Raw genomic sequence first — 14272 nt, 5'->3', positions numbered from 1 at the left:
ACCCAAAAACGAATCCGTTCCAAAGCTGCAAGGCATAAATTCCCTTAGCATCGTGCGCGTGGCGTTTGACTCAAGCTTTGGCTCGAGCGGTTGCGCGCCATGCGTGAGCGGCACAGCGTGGCGCCGCTTATGCGTTGGCTCGCTGCTTGCCTGGCGCGCCCAACGCCCGCAGCGTTTCCTTAACCGTCGCGACCCGGCTCGCCAGGTCAGGACTGTGCAGCTCGATCCGCAACTTGTCCTGCCCCGCCAGCTTGATGTGCCGGTGTTGCTGCACCATTTCGATGATGCGCATCGCGTCGATCGGCGGATTCGGCACGAATTGCAGCCCGATCGCGCTTTCCGCCGCGTCGATCTTGATGATGCCCAGCGGCTCGGCGGCCAGCCGCAGTCGATGCGTTTCAATCAGCGCCTGCGCCTGCGCCGGCAGCTTGCCGAAGCGGTCGATCAACTCTTCATGGATGCCGTCGATGGCCTCACCTGCCTCGCAATTGGCCAGGCGCTTGTACAGCGACAGGCGCTCCTGCACGTCGCTGCAATAATCGGCCGGCAGGATGGCCGGCACATGCAAGTTGATCTCGGTGGTGGCGGCCAGCGGTGCGTTCAAGTCCGGCTCGCGGCCATCTTTCAACGCGCGCACGGCGTCGTTGAGCATATCGGTATAGAGTTGGAAGCCAATTTCCTGGATGTCGCCGGACTGCTTTTCGCCCAGCACCTCGCCGGTGCCGCGGATCTCCAGATCATGCATCGCGAGATAGAAGCCGGCCCCCAGCTCCTCCATTTGCTGGATCGCCTCAAGGCGGCGCTGCGCCTGCCGGGTCAGCGACTGCGGGTCGTTGACCAGCAGGTAAGCGTACGCTTGGTGATGGGAGCGACCGACACGGCCCCGCAACTGGTGCAGCTGGGCTAGGCCGAATTTATCGGCGCGATGAATCAGGATCGTGTTTGCGCTCGGCACGTCGATCCCGGTTTCGATGATCGTCGTGCACAGCAGCACATTGGCCCGTTGCGCCACGAAGTCGCGCATCACGCGCTCAAGCTCGCGCTCATGCATCTGGCCGTGCGCCACCGCGATGCGGGCTTCGGGCACCAGCGCCTCGAGCGCCGCGCGGCGGCTGTCGATCGACTCAACTTCGTTATGCAGAAAGTAGACCTGGCCACCGCGCTTGAGCTCGCGCAACATTGCCTCGCGGATCACGCTGTCCTCCTCGCGCCGCACAAAGGTCTTGATCGCCAGGCGCTTTTGCGGCGCAGTGGCGATCACCGAGAAGTCCCGCAACCCTTCCAGCGCCATGCCCAGCGTGCGAGGGATCGGCGTAGCGGTCAATGTCAGCACGTCGACTTCCGCGCGCAGCGCCTTGAGCGCCTCCTTTTGCCGCACGCCAAAGCGGTGCTCTTCGTCGATAATCACGAGCCCCAGGCGCTTGAAGCGCACATCAGCGGACAGCAGCTTGTGGGTGCCGATCACAATGTCGACGTTGCCGTCGTTGATCGCCTGGATCGCGGCACTGACCTCCTTGGTAGACTTAAAGCGCGATAATTCGGCGATGCGCACCGGCCAGTCGGCAAAACGGTCGGTGAAGGTCTGCACGTGCTGCTCGGCCAGCAGCGTCGTCGGCGACAACAACGCCACCTGCTTGCCGCCGAGCACCGCGATGAAGGCCGCGCGCAGCGCCACTTCGGTCTTGCCGAACCCAACGTCGCCGCATACCAGCCGGTCCATTGGCTTGCCACTGGTCATATCGCCGATCACCGCGGCGATGGCGGCGGCCTGGTCCGGCGTCTCGTCGAAACCGAAGCTTTCTGCAAAGCGCACATAGTCGCGCGGCTCTAGCGCGAACGCGTGGCCCTGGCGTGCTGCGCGGCGCGCATACAGGTTCAACAGCTCCGCTGCGGTATCGCGGATCTGCTGGGCGGCGCGCCGCTTGGCTTTTTCCCATTGGCCCGAGCCGAGCGCGTGCAGCGGTGCGCTATCTGGATCGGCGCCGCCGTAGCGAGAGATCACGTGCAACTGCGACACCGGCACGTATAGTTTGCTGTCGCCCTGATACGCTAAGTGCAGGAACTCGGTGTCGCCTTCGCCTAAGTCCATCGTCACCAGGCCCATGTATCGCCCGACGCCGTGCTGGCTGTGAACGACAGGGTCGCCGACCTTCAGCTCAGACAGATCGCGCACCATCGAATCGACGTCGCTGGCCTGTTCCTGGCGCTGACGGCTGGCGCGGCGCGCAAGCGGCCCGTATAGCTCGGTTTCGGTGACCAGCGCAATATGCTCGGCCGGTAGCACGAAGCCGGATGCAACGGGCGCGACGGCCAGCCCAAACGGGGCGTCGCCTTGTACGAACGCATCGAACGAATCGAACAGCGACGCCCGCAGATGGTGATCGGCGAGTAGTTGAGAGATGGTCTCGCGGCGTCCGGCTGACTCCGCGACGAGCAGAACCCGATGATCCGCCGTGCCGAGATAGCGGCGCAGTGCATCGACTGGATCCTGCGCGTGCCGGTCGATGGCTAGCGAGGGCAGCGGCATCGACCAGCGCTGGGCGCCGTCCGAGGGTTTCGCGCCGAGCAAGAGCCGCGCAAACGGCTTGGCCAACGTGAAGAAGTCCTGCTCGGATAGGAACAGTCGTGCAGGCGCTAAGATTGGACGCTCGCGGTCATGCGACAGAAACGCGTGCCGCTGCTTTGTCTCGGTGCTGAACTGCCGAATTGACGCCTCGATATCGCCGATCAGTACCAAATGCGTGTGCTCGGGCAGGTAGTGAAACAGCGTCGCAGTGTCCTCGAAGAACAGTGGCAGGTAGTATTCGATACCCGCCGATGGCACGCCATTGCCGATGTCCTTGTAGACCGGCGCGCGTGACGGATCGCCTTCGAATTCGGCGCGCCATCGACTGCGAAATGCCGTGCGCGCGGCCTCGTCGAACGGGAACTCGCGTCCCGGCAGCAGGCGTACGTCTTGCACCGGGTAAAGACTGCGTTGCGTATCGGGATCGAATGCGCGAATCGAATCAACCTGGTCATCGAACAGGTCGATCCGGTACGGCAGCGACGAGCCCATTGGGAACAAATCGATCAGCGAGCCGCGCACGCAGTATTCGCCCGGACGCACGACCTGGCTCACGTGCTCGTAGCCGGCCAGCGTGAGCCGCGACTTGAGCTTGGCTTCGTCCAGCCGCTGGCCTTGTTTGAATTCGAAGGTGTACGCGGCCATGAACGTGGCCGGCGGCATCCGATACAACGCGGTCGTAGCCGGCACGATCAGGATGTCGCAGCGTCCTTCGCCCAGGTCGTGCAGCGTGGCGAGACGCTCCGAAACCAGATCCTGGTGCGGCGAGAAGGTATCGTATGGCAGGGTTTCCCAGTCGGGGAGAAGCCGCACGCGCACGCCGGGCGCGAAGCAGCCGATTTCCTGCTGCAGGCGCTGCGCATCGACCGCGCTCGCGCAAATTAGCGCGAGCATCGGCATGCGGTCGCGATACGCTAAATGGTAGCGCGCAATCGCCAGCGCATCGGCAGACCCCGATGCGCCATCGAATGCATAGCGCTGGCCCTCCTTGATGAAGGGAACGGGGCAGGCGAACGGGGCGGGCGGTGAATCGGGCAGGGTAGTGGAATAATCTGGCATGAGCAGGCAATGAGGGCTGCGGGCGGCAACTTGAACCGTCTATTATAAAATCCGTCTTACATTTTGACTCTGCTCGGATTGTGCGACTTTCGTGACTTCCCGCCTGTTTGCCCTGATTCCCTGCGCCGGCACCGGCTCGCGCGCGGGCTCGCCCATCCCGAAGCAGTACCGGACGGTTGCCGGACGCAATCTGTTGTACTATTCGCTGGCGGCATTCGATGCATGCTCGGAGTTGACCCAAACCCTGGTGGTGCTCGCGCCCGACGACGGGTATTTTGATCCGCGGCGCTTCGGCGCGTTGCGCTACGCGGTCAGGCGCTGCGGCGGCGAAACCCGACACGCATCGGTGTACAACGGGCTGCTTGCGCTGGCCGAATTCGGCGCGCGCGACGATGACTGGGTCCTGGTCCACGACGCAGCGCGACCGGGCATCACGCCGGAGTTGATCCGCGCGCTGGTGGCCGCCGTGCGGGACGACCCGGTAGGCGGCATCATGGCAATGCCGGTGGCTGACACGCTCAAGCGGGTCAATCCGTCGCAGTGTCCTGCGGGCAGCGACGGCCCGACCACGCCACGTATCGGCGCGACCGAGCCGCGCGACAACCTGTGGCAGGCGCAGACGCCGCAAATGTTCCGCATCGGCGCGCTGCGCGAGGCGCTCGTGCAGGCACAGGCGCGTGGCCATGCGGTGACCGACGAGGCTTCCGCACTCGAATCGCTCGGCTACGCGCCCCGGGTCGTGCAGGGCAGCCTGCGCAACTTCAAGGTGACATATCCGGACGATTTTGCGCTGGCCGAAGCGTTCCTCACGCAGGATGCGGCGCGCTGAGCACCGCCGCGCCCGTCGCACCCCGCGCTTCGCTTGCCGCAGCGCTCAGTCCACTTAACCCAGCAGGAGAACAACGAATGAATTTGCGAATTGGCCAGGGCTACGACGTGCATGCGCTCGTGCCGGGGCGGCCGCTGGTGCTCGGTGGCGTGACGGTCCCCTACGAACGCGGGCTGCTTGGCCATTCGGACGCCGATGTGCTGCTGCACGCGATTACCGATGCGCTGCTCGGCGCGGCGGCGCTGGGCGATATCGGCCGTCACTTTCCCGATACCGATGCGCACTTTGCCGGCGCCGACAGCCGCGTGCTGCTGCGCGAGGCGGCGCGGCGAGTGGCGCAGGCAGGCTATTGCATCGTCAACGTGGACAGCACGGTGATCGCGCAGCAACCCAAGCTGGGCAAACACATTCCGGCGATGTGCGAGAACATTGCGGCGGATCTTGGCTTGGACAGCAACGCGGTCAACGTCAAAGCGAAGACCAACGAAAAGCTGGGTTATCTCGGCCGCGGCGAGGCCATTGAGGCGCAGGCCGTGGTGTTGCTCGCCCGCCACTGAGGCGCTGCGGCAGGGGCGTGGCGTGGCGTCCAGCACTGCCGCCCGCTGGCCTCCGTCTGCAGTGCAATGGAGCGGTGCCTTGGCGTCGCGCCGAAGGGGCTCATGCGCGGATGCGTGTATCAGCGCAGCTCCGGACGGCCATTGCGGCTGAGCGGAAAATCGATCGTGACCTCCAGCCCCGAACCGGGCACGCGGTTGCGCAGCCGCAGCGAGCCGTGATGGCGGCTAACGAGCCGCTGCACGATCGCCATGCCCAGCCCGGTGCCATCCGCTTGACTACGGGCCGCGTCGACACGGTAGAACGGGCGAGTCACCAGGCTGAGCTGGTCATCCGGGATACCCGGGCCTTCATCCAGCACCGACAACTCGACGCGGGCATGCACGAGCCGCGTCTCTATCGTGATGTGCGGGATGTCATCATTCGCACTGCGCCCGTACTTGCGTGCGTTTTCGATCAAGTTGCCGACCACGCGGCGCAGATCCGTCGCATCCGCATCGACCATTGCGCCTTGCGATAGCCGCGTGGTGATGCGCACGCCGTCTTCCGACGCCATGCGCGCGACCGCTTCGCTGGCGATCACAGACAGATCGACACGCTCTGGCGCCCGCTGCACCGGACGCGCATAGTCGAGGAAACGACCGATGATCCTGTCCATCTGCTCGATATCATCGATCATCGCGGCCTTTGTCGCATCGTCTGACGGACTCATTTCGGTTTCGAGCCGCAGGCGGGCCAGCGGCGTGCGCAAATCGTGCGAGATGCCGGCAAGCATTAGCGCGCGGTCCGCCTCGAGTTGCTGCAAATCGCGAACCATCTGATTAAAGCTGCGGTTTGTTTCTGCTGCGACGCCGAGCCCACGCTCGGGCAGCGGCTCCGGCGTCTGCCCCTGGCCGACCCGGCTCGCCGCCATCGCCAGGCGCGAGAACGGCCGGTTCACCAAGCTCGTGATGAATGCCGCCCCGAACAGCGATAGCGCCAGCGCAAACGTGCCCCAGCCGAACCATTGTAGGCCGGTGACGCTGTCGAGCTGTTCCCGATCCAGCGCGACCCAGTAGTCGTCGTCATCGATCTTGAAACTGATCCACACGCCCGGTATGTCATTGACCGACTGGGCGATGATGGTGCCCTCGCCGAGCCGTGCGCGAATATTCTTCTCGATCAGCCGCGTCAATGATTCGTCCGGCTGCCGCGTGTACTTGTCGGTGGCCTCACGCGGGTAGACCCGGACGCCCTCGTTGCTTTCCAGGTCCTGCAGCAGCGCGCGCCGCAGATCCGGATCGGAGTACAGCAACGCAGTGCGCGTGAGCTTAACGATCGCCACCAGTTGCATCGCGACGCGCTCGGCGCGCGGTTCGCGCTCGATTACCCGGAAGCTCTGGAACCATGCGGCCAGGCTCACTGCGATTAACAGGGCAATCAGCAGGAAAGTGCGCCAGAATAAGCCGCCGAACGCGAGCGTCAATAACCGGCGGTCGATGCGCATCGTAGGAGGGCGTCAGTGAAACGATCCATCAAGCCGGCGCGTGCCTCGCGCGGTGCGTGCTCAGGCAGCGCCATCGGGAATAAACACGTAGCCCAGGCCCCACACGGTCTGGATGAAGCGCGGGCTGCTCGGATCGGGCTCGATCAGCTTACGCAGCCGAGAGATCTGTACGTCCAGGCTTCGGTCGAACACCTCGTATTCGCGCCCGCGCGCCAGCTCCATCAGCTTTTCTCGCGACAGCGGCTGGCGCGGCTGGCGCGCAAACACCTTCAGCACCGAAAACTCGCCGGTGGTTAGCGGGATCTCCTGGCCGCTCTTGGTCAGCGTGCGGGTGGCCAGGTTCAGCGCGAACTCGCCGAATTCGAACACCTCTGCCGTCTCCGATGGCGCGCCGGGCAACTCCGATGGCGCTTGGCGACGCAATACCGCATGAATGCGCGCAACAAGCTCGCGAGGGTTGAACGGTTTCGGGAGATAATCGTCTGCACCCATTTCGAGGCCAACGATGCGATCCACATCCTCTCCCTTTGCTGTGAGCATGATGATTGGCGTGCGGTCGTTGCTGCCGCGCAAGCGGCGGCAGATCGATAGGCCGTCCTCGCCAGGCAGCATGAGGTCGAGCACGAGCAGGTCGAAGCGCTCACGCACCCACAGCTTGTTCATCGAAGGCGCGTTTTCCGCCACATATACGTTGAAACCCTGTTCGCCTAGATAGCGACGCAACAGGTCGCGCAAACGGGGATCGTCATCGACCACGAGGATTTTGGATGGGCTTTTGGTTTCCATGGCGGAATCTTAACGCGTTAGGACCGGACACGAGTTGGGCTTAATTATAGGGTTACACAAGGTTACAGAATTCACCCATGCCGGCGCATGTGGTGAACCGGCCACGCGTAGACTTCGATATAAGCAAAGGTCTTATGGTCGCAACGAAGAGCAAGATATTGGCGCAAGCAGCGAAAGGAACGATATGACGGGGTGGGTGCGATACGTGAGGGCAGGCGCGCTCGGGTTTGCCCTAGGCGGCGCCGTTACCGGCCCGATCGTCCACACGAGCCCGGCGTTTGCGCAAGATAACCGTGAGCGGCCGTCCTCCCCCAAGGGGCTACACTGGTACACGCCGCCCAAGCCGGCTCAGCTGCCCGCCAGCGAGGCGGCGAATCGCTCTACTGTGCCTGCCGAGTTTGACCAGCAGCGCAGACGCGATGGGCGCATGACACCGGAAGAGCGTCAGTTGCTACGCCAGCATATCGAAGATGCCGTGCGTGAACTGTACAAGCGATAAGCTTGGCCCTCACGCGATCATGGACGCCGCGGCGTTGACGGATTCCCATCAAGTGTTTTAAACGCTAGCCGACCTTGCCAGATCGTGCATCGGAGACAATTTCTTACTGCTGGTGGCGCTGCGCTATGCGCGCTGGGCGCGCCCGGCTCGCCGGGCCTGCTTGCGGCGCGGGCGCCATATGCGACGGTTGCCGCGCGTGGCCGCGAAGCGCCGGTCCATCGGATGACATTGATCCTGATCGAGCTTAATGGTGGCAACGATGCGTTGAACACGGTCATTCCGTATGAGGATCTGCGTTATCGGCAGCTGAGGCCGACGATCGGGATCGCGCGCGAGCAAGTGATACCACTCAACGGGCGCACCGGCCTGCATCCGTCGCTGGCTGTGCTGAAGTCGTGGTGGGACGATGCGTCGCTCGCCATTGTGCAAGGCGTGGGCTACCCGCGGCCGAACCTGTCCCACTACCGTTCACGGGAAATCTGGGAAACCGCATCGGCAGCGCACGAATACCGACGTGACGACTGGCTGGCTCGGGCCTTCGCGCCATCAACGGTGCAACCGCCGTCGCCAGTGCGGTCGCCATTGCCAGCGCAGCTGTCGCTGCTAGGAGAAAGATTGCCAGGGCCAGGGGAGAGGCCGCCAGGGCCACGAGAGAGACCGCCAGGGCTGGGACGCGCTCGGGGGCAGGGCCAACGACTATCCACGCAGGATCTATCGTCCGACCATGGGGCCCGCGACTATCGGTTTGCAACCCGCTTTGCCCGCAACGCATTTGGTGTGGCGATCAGTCGCGCCATGCAGCAGCTTGCCCTCGCGCGCCACGATTCGACGCACGTCCCACCTGTGATCCGGCTCACGTTGAACGGCTTCGACACCCACCATAACCAGCTGGCAAGACATGCCGTGTTGCTCACGCAATTGGCCGACGGCATGGTCGCGCTGCGCGGCGCGCTGACTGAGTTGGGCCGTTGGGAGTCAGCGCTGATCATGACGTATGCGGAATTCGGCCGCCGTGCCGACGAAAACGCCGATGGCGGCACCGAGCACGGTACTGTCGCTGCGCACTTTGTTGCCGGCGCACGCGTGCGGGGCGGATTCTATGGCGTCGCGCCGCAACTGAACCAACTCGATGGTGACGGCCATCTGCCCCTCGGTATCGATTTCCGCTCGCTCTATGCGACGGTATTGCAGCAGGGGTGGGGTATCGAGGTGGGCCCCGTGCTAGGTGCACGGTTCGATACGTTGCCGGGCTTGTTGCGCTGAGCAAGCGCCCAGCAATGACGGGCACCCAGGCAGGGGTGCCGTTGCGGGCGCAAGTGCGTCAGCGCGTGCGCCAGGCAATCCACAGCTTGCGCAGCGGCGTCAGCGCGATGCGCTGATGCAGCACGCGATAGCCTTCCGCCTCGAGTTCGCGCAGCAGTGCCAGCGACATGGCGGCTTGCGCGCGGAGCACGCGCTGCGTCCGGCGCTCGGCGGCCGGTATCGCGCCGAGCGCATCGGTGAGCGCGCGACGCGCCCGCTCGACCTGGAATGACATTAATTGCGTGAAGCCTTCGCCGTAGCGACGATGCAGGATGTCGGCGGCTGTCACGCCGAATCGCTGCATTTCGTCGATTGGGATGTAGATGCGGCCACGTCGCGCGTCCTCGCCGGTGCGCTCGACGATATCGGCAAGCAGCAACGCCCGCCCGAGCGCCGGGGCCCATGACGCCAGGCTGGCCGGCTCACGCGCGGTCACTCCGGCCACGGTATTCGCCAATGCGGCGCCCACCTGCTCCACGTAACGGCACAGCCCCGCGAAATCGAGATAGCGTGCCTGGTCCAAGTCCATCTGGTAACCGGATAGCCACGTCATGAACGCTTCGATCGGCGCCGTGCTGGCGTAATGGCGAGCGACCGCCTGCGTCACCGGATGGGTTGGCGCGCCCTGTGCGAGGGCGCCGAACTCGCTTTGCCACCAGGCGAGCTTGGCGCGCCCGACGGCTGGATCGCTGACTTCGCTGACGCTTTCGGCCAGTTCCCGATGCAATGCGTATAGCGCGGTCAACAACGGCTGCGCGGTCAACGGTGCCCGCCGCAGCGCATAGTACGTGCTGGATCCGGCCGGGGCCGCCTTTTGCTGGCAATAGTCGTCGATATTCACGCGAAGCGAAACATGCAAAAGCGCGCGCGGCCTGTACCGCGCGCAAAGCACCAAAGTTTAGCATTGACCGTACACGCGGTGCAGACAACGCGCGGCGAATCGGTTAGAATCTTGCGCTTGCAGCGTCCAAGTCGGGTTGACCGACCGTTCGGCGCGGCAGAACACGACAACCGGGCGGCGTGCAATGCGCCCCTGGATGCGAGGATGGCGAAATTGGTAGACGCACCAGGTTTAGGTCCTGACGCCCGCAAGGGTGTAGGGGTTCGAGTCCCCTTCCTCGCACCACAGATCCACCGTCGACGTACCTGGCGGCCGCCATTAGGGCGCCAGCGAGGGCCGTGCGTAAGCAGCGGGCCGCGTACCGGGCCGCACTGCGCCCGCGTGCCAGCTGTGCCGCCATCGTTGGCACCTCGCTACCCCTTTGCAGGATAATCAGATGGCCGAAAGGATCGTCGGCAATTTCATCGTTCGCACTATGCAGAGTTCGACGCGGCCGGGCGAATGGACGTCCACTTACTTCATTTCCCGGCTTGACGCGAAGCTGCGCGAGGGGTGGGTCGTGCGGCAGGCGATCGACGCGGTATTCGATAACCAGAATGCCGCCGCCGAGTATGCGCTCGATGCCGGCGTCAAGGCGGCCGCCCGGCTTGCGCCCGATGCACGCGGCGCTAGCCGCGAGCGAGGCTAGCGTGTCGACGCGCTTGTGCGTTTGGCGCGCGGCTTGGTCGTTTTCTGTGCTGCCAATGCTTCCGCGTTGCGTGCTGCGGCAATCACCTTGTCGAGTAGCCGGCTCAGTTGGGCACGCTCGCGCTCGCCAAGCACGGCGAACATGTTGTCGTTCCAGCGCCGCGCGATCGGCATGATTTTGCGATACAGCGCGCGCCCGGCCGGGGTCAGTGACACGACGACGATACGGCCATCGTCGCGGCTTGCCTGGCGTTGCAGTAGCGCACGTCGCATCAACGCTTCCGCGGCGCGGCTTGCCTGGCTCTTGTCGAGATTGGTGTGCCGGGCTAGCTCGATGACCGAGAACGGCCCGAATGCGCCGACGGCGGCGATCACGCGCGCCTCGGCGATCGATATGCCGATTTTGCGCTGGTAAAGCTCGCTGATGCCGCGCTCGGACAGCTTGTTGAGCAGGTGTATGCGGTAGGTGAGGAATTGGGTCAGGCCGGATTGATCGGCAGAAGTCATGTTGCTCCTGTTAAAAAGTTTAGCGTAGAGAGGGGAATTTGCTGCGCGTAAGCTGCTCCGCAGCCTCGCTGAGCAGCGTCGGTGCGTTGCGAATGGCCGCATCCAGCGACATGGGACCCGGCACCGGCGAAAAGCAGCTGGCCGAAATGCTCGCTCAGCCGCGGCAGCGCGTCGGGATCGAGCGCACCGGACAACGACGTGGCTGGCACGACCGCGCGTGCGGCGCGCCGGCAAGCGATGAACGGCGCTTTGTCATGCAGCGTCTGGACGTTGCAGCGGCTTTCGTCGGTGATCAACCAGTAGCAGTGTGGCATAGCGGTCCGGCACGGCGTTGAATAGCTCGATGTCGCTGGTCCGGATGCCTTTTTGCGGACCGAGTACGGCGCTGGCGCCGTGCAATCCAGTGAGGGGTGTTATCGACATCACACATCGCAATGAAGACGCCGCCGCCATCGGCCGCAAATGCAGTTGCGCATCGGGCAACGCGCGCACGATGCCGGCGCCGGCCGGCCGCGCGGCCGGCTCGCCACCCAGCGAGCCCTTGAACGAATCTGGTGCCACGACGATCACCGGCGCGCCGTGCTGGGTGCGGCCCCCAGCATGGGATGGCTGCACAGCCGCGGCGGCCTGCAGGCGGGCGTCGGTGCGATGAGAGGGGAGAGGATGCGGGCATCGGAACAACCAGTCTCCTAGCGTCTTGGGGTGAGCCGGCTGACAACGGCGTGAACCGGAAGCTTATCAAACGCGGCACGCGCTACCACCCTGGGGCAGGCGCAATAGCGCGCGGCACACGGCAAAAACGTGCGCCAGACGGGGTAAAACCGTGAACCAGCTGGGATAAAACCGCGATTTCCGATGTCACGAGTCAATAGTTTGTTAAACTATCTGGCTTTCCAGACCCGACTGGCTGTGCCACCGCGCGCGTTCCCCGGTATCGGGCCGCCGGTCGCCTGGCGCACGGAGAACCAGACGCTCGACCACTTTAGGACGGATTGAATTCATGGCTAACGTTGTAGAAAACCTCGGCAAACTCGAACGGCGCGTGACGATTTCGCTGCCGAAGGATGTCGTTCAAAAGGAAATCGACGCGCGCATCCGCAAGCTGGCAAAGAATGTCCGCATGCCTGGTTTCCGTCCCGGCAAGGTGCCGCTGAAGATGGTCACGCAGCAGTACGCCGGCCAGGTTGAGGCGGAAGTGCTCAGCGACAAGATTGGCAAGGAGTTCTTCGACATCAGCCGCACGGAGAACCTGCGCGTGGCAGGGCAACCGAGCTTCGCGGCCAAGCAGGAGTCGGCGCAGGGCGACGCGTATGCGTTCGATGCGACGTTCGAAGTCTATCCGGAAGTGAAGCTTGGCGACATCTCGAGCGCGGAAATTGAGCGTAAAACGACGACGATCGGCGATGCGGAGATCGACCGTACCCTCGACATTTTGCGCAAGCAGCGGGTGCATTTCCATTCCCGTGGCGAGGCGGGCGAGCACGGCACGGGCGGCGACGATGTCAGCGCGCAGGACGGCGATCGCGTGACAGTCGACTTCGTGGGCAAGATCGACGGCGAGGCATTTGCCGGCGGCAGCGCGGAGGACTTCGCGTTCGTGCTCGGCGAAGGCCGCATGCTGCCAGAGTTCGAGCAGGCGGCGCTGGGGCTGAAGGCGGGCGAGTCGCGAGAATTCGACTTGAAGTTCCCCGACGATTATCATGGCAAGGAAGTGGCCGGCAAGACCGCGCGTTTCACGATCACGGTCAAGAAGGTCGAATGGCCGCATCAACCCGAAATCGACGCGGAATTTGCGAAGTCGCTCGGTATCGCGGATGGCGACTTGGCGAAGATGCGGGCGGAGATCAAAGATAATCTGGAACGTGAGGCGAAGCGCCGCACGCAAGCCCTGCTGAAGAATCAGGTGATGGATGCGCTGTTAAAGCTCGCCGAGTTGGATGCGCCGACTGCGCTGATCGAGCAGGACCAGCAGCGCTTGGTTGACATGGCGCGTCAGGATCTGGCGCAACGCGGCGTGCCCGATGCGGCGAAAGCCCCGATCCCAGCCGAGATGTTCAAGGACCAGGCCGAGCGCCGCGTGAAGCTCGGGTTGATCCTGGCCGAATTGGTCAAGGAGCATAAGCTGGAGGCGAAACCCGAGCAGATCCGGGCCGAGGTGGACGAATTCGCGAAGAGCTACGAGGACCCAAAGGAAGTCGTGCGCTGGTATTATTCGAACCAGCAGCGCCTTGCTGAGATGGAAGCGTACGTGGTCGAGAGCAACGTCGTCGACTTCGTGCTGGGCAAGGCGAAGGTGACCGATAAGGAAGTCGGCTTCGAGGAACTGGCGAACGCCTCGCAGGCGGCTCAGGCGTAACGGCGGCGCAACAGGGCGGCGGGCGAAACGGTCGGATAGACGGTTTCGAACGCCGCTTATCATTTGTGCGCAGTTTTTGCATTCCGGTTATCGTTGTATCACCGAAGCATCGAACAACTCCAGACAGAAGGACAGACGCATGACGTTCCGCGCAGATTTGCTGAATCAACTCGCCACGCACGCGCCCCGGGATTTTGAGGCCCAGGCACTGGGCCTGGTGCCGATGGTCGTCGAGACGAGCGGCCGGGGTGAGCGTGCCTACGATATCTACTCGCGCCTACTCAAGGAGCGGCTAGTCTTTCTGGTGGGCGAAGTGAACGACCAGGCCGCGAATTTGGTCGTCGCTCAATTGCTGTTTCTCGAAAGCGAAAATCCGGACAAGGACATCAGTCTTTACATTAACAGCCCGGGCGGCTCGGTGTCGGCCGGCATGGCAATCTACGATACGATGCAGTTCATCAAGCCGGACGTGACCACGTTGTGCATGGGCCTGGCGGCCAGCATGGGCGCGTTCCTGCTCGCCGCCGGCGCGAAAGGCAAGCGCATTGCGCTACCCAATGCGCGCGTGATGATTCACCAGCCGCTGGGCGGCGCGCGTGGCCAGGCGTCCGATATCGAAATCCAGGCGCGCGAAATCTTGTTTCTGAAGGAGCGCCTGAACAACCTGCTCGCGCAGCATACGGGGCAACCGGTTGAGCAGATCCAGCGGGATACCGATCGCGACAATTTCATGTCAGCCGAGGATGCGCAGGCCTATGGATTGATCGACCAGGTGCTGCATAAGCGTCCGTGATGTGGC

12 protein-coding genes, 1 tRNA gene and 1 pseudogene are annotated in these 14272 nt (G+C 63.8%); 8 read left to right on the top strand and 6 right to left on the bottom strand.

From position 1 onward, the window contains the following. Positions 1–127 precede the first annotated feature (127 nt). Positions 128–3625 carry a transcription-repair coupling factor gene (mfd, locus tag IHE30_RS06570; protein ID WP_443193612.1) on the bottom strand — a complete coding sequence of 1166 codons (3498 nt, stop codon included), beginning with the start codon at positions 3623–3625 and terminating at the stop codon, positions 128–130. A 91-nt stretch (positions 3626–3716) separates the two neighbouring features. On the opposite strand from mfd, the gene ispD reads away from it, so the two are divergent. Both ispD and ispF read left to right on the top strand, forming a co-directional pair. Then, positions 3717–4454 (top strand): 2-C-methyl-D-erythritol 4-phosphate cytidylyltransferase, encoded by a 738-nt coding sequence (gene ispD / locus IHE30_RS06565; protein ID WP_337689583.1) that lies wholly within the window; start codon positions 3717–3719, stop codon positions 4452–4454. 77 nt (positions 4455–4531) lie between these two features. Next, positions 4532–5011: a 2-C-methyl-D-erythritol 2,4-cyclodiphosphate synthase gene (gene ispF / locus IHE30_RS06560; protein ID WP_337689582.1), complete on the top strand. Its 480-nt coding sequence runs from the start codon at positions 4532–4534 to the stop codon at positions 5009–5011. Between the two features lie 119 nt (positions 5012–5130). On the opposite strand, the gene IHE30_RS06555 is transcribed toward ispF, so the two are convergent. Continuing rightward, positions 5131–6495, bottom strand: a complete 1365-nt coding sequence (locus tag IHE30_RS06555; RefSeq protein WP_337689581.1) for an ATP-binding protein — start codon at positions 6493–6495, stop codon at positions 5131–5133. A 60-nt stretch (positions 6496–6555) separates the two neighbouring features. Continuing rightward, complete coding sequence (gene ompR / locus IHE30_RS06550) at positions 6556–7281, bottom strand: osmolarity response regulator transcription factor OmpR (RefSeq protein ID WP_337689580.1); 726 nt, start codon at positions 7279–7281, stop codon at positions 6556–6558. A 184-nt stretch (positions 7282–7465) separates the two neighbouring features. On the opposite strand from ompR, the gene IHE30_RS06545 reads away from it, so the two are divergent. Further along, complete coding sequence (locus IHE30_RS06545; protein ID WP_337689579.1) at positions 7466–7780, top strand: hypothetical protein; 315 nt, start codon at positions 7466–7468, stop codon at positions 7778–7780. An 84-nt stretch (positions 7781–7864) separates the two neighbouring features. Next, positions 7865–9043: a DUF1501 domain-containing protein gene (locus IHE30_RS06540; RefSeq protein ID WP_337689578.1), complete on the top strand. Its 1179-nt coding sequence runs from the start codon at positions 7865–7867 to the stop codon at positions 9041–9043. A gap of 58 nt (positions 9044–9101) precedes the next feature. Here IHE30_RS06540 and IHE30_RS06535 read toward each other — a convergent pair whose 3' ends face one another. Then, the gene (locus IHE30_RS06535) at positions 9102–9923 is read right to left on the bottom strand and encodes a squalene/phytoene synthase family protein (protein ID WP_337689577.1); all 822 of its coding nucleotides are present in this window, start codon (positions 9921–9923) and stop codon (positions 9102–9104) included. A gap of 198 nt (positions 9924–10121) precedes the next feature. Here IHE30_RS06535 and IHE30_RS06530 point away from each other — a divergent pair. Together IHE30_RS06530 and IHE30_RS06525 are read left to right on the top strand one after the other, a co-directional pair. Then, positions 10122–10208: transfer RNA gene (locus IHE30_RS06530), tRNA-Leu, on the top strand. 151 nt (positions 10209–10359) lie between these two features. Continuing rightward, positions 10360–10611 carry a hypothetical protein gene (locus tag IHE30_RS06525; RefSeq protein ID WP_337689576.1) on the top strand — a complete coding sequence of 84 codons (252 nt, stop codon included), beginning with the start codon at positions 10360–10362 and terminating at the stop codon, positions 10609–10611. On the opposite strand, the gene IHE30_RS06520 is transcribed toward IHE30_RS06525, so the two are convergent. Then, positions 10608–11117 (bottom strand): MarR family winged helix-turn-helix transcriptional regulator, encoded by a 510-nt coding sequence (locus IHE30_RS06520; RefSeq protein WP_337689575.1) that lies wholly within the window; start codon positions 11115–11117, stop codon positions 10608–10610. The genes IHE30_RS06525 and IHE30_RS06520 overlap by 4 nt on opposite strands. Positions 11118–11136: 19 nt before the next feature. After that, positions 11137–11556, bottom strand: a pseudogene (locus tag IHE30_RS06515) (glycerate kinase); the annotation flags it as partial. 561 nt (positions 11557–12117) lie between these two features. Between IHE30_RS06515 and tig the strand changes: the two are divergent. Together tig and clpP are read left to right on the top strand one after the other, a co-directional pair. Next, positions 12118–13473: a trigger factor gene (tig, locus tag IHE30_RS06510; protein ID WP_337689574.1), complete on the top strand. Its 1356-nt coding sequence runs from the start codon at positions 12118–12120 to the stop codon at positions 13471–13473. A 139-nt stretch (positions 13474–13612) separates the two neighbouring features. Then, a complete protein-coding gene (clpP, locus tag IHE30_RS06505) occupies positions 13613–14266 on the top strand; it encodes an ATP-dependent Clp endopeptidase proteolytic subunit ClpP (protein WP_041753575.1) in 654 nt (217 codons plus the stop codon). Positions 14267–14272: the final 6 nt, after the last annotated feature.

This window comes from Mycetohabitans sp. B46 (genome assembly GCF_037389205.1).
In the GTDB taxonomy this organism is placed as follows: Bacteria; Pseudomonadota; Gammaproteobacteria; order Burkholderiales; family Burkholderiaceae; genus Mycetohabitans.
The sequence above is the reverse complement of the archived record's forward strand: the minus strand, read 5'-3'. Positions and strand labels throughout refer to the sequence as shown.

Bases quoted from the DNA above. Each gene is read 5' to 3' on its own strand.
- IHE30_RS06545 (WP_337689579.1), top strand. From the start codon at position 7,466: ATGACGGGGTGGGTGCGATACGTGAGGGCAGGCGCGCTCGGGTTTGCC.
- clpP (WP_041753575.1), top strand. From the start codon at position 13,613: ATGACGTTCCGCGCAGATTTGCTGAATCAACTCGCCACGCACGCGCCC.
- ompR (WP_337689580.1), bottom strand. From the start codon at position 7,281: ATGGAAACCAAAAGCCCATCCAAAATCCTCGTGGTCGATGACGATCCC.
- tig (WP_337689574.1), top strand. From the start codon at position 12,118: ATGGCTAACGTTGTAGAAAACCTCGGCAAACTCGAACGGCGCGTGACG.
- IHE30_RS06555 (WP_337689581.1), bottom strand. From the start codon at position 6,495: ATGCGCATCGACCGCCGGTTATTGACGCTCGCGTTCGGCGGCTTATTC.
- IHE30_RS06520 (WP_337689575.1), bottom strand. From the start codon at position 11,117: ATGACTTCTGCCGATCAATCCGGCCTGACCCAATTCCTCACCTACCGC.
- ispF (WP_337689582.1), top strand. From the start codon at position 4,532: ATGAATTTGCGAATTGGCCAGGGCTACGACGTGCATGCGCTCGTGCCG.
- mfd (WP_443193612.1), bottom strand. From the start codon at position 3,625: ATGCCAGATTATTCCACTACCCTGCCCGATTCACCGCCCGCCCCGTTC.
- IHE30_RS06525 (WP_337689576.1), top strand. From the start codon at position 10,360: ATGGCCGAAAGGATCGTCGGCAATTTCATCGTTCGCACTATGCAGAGT.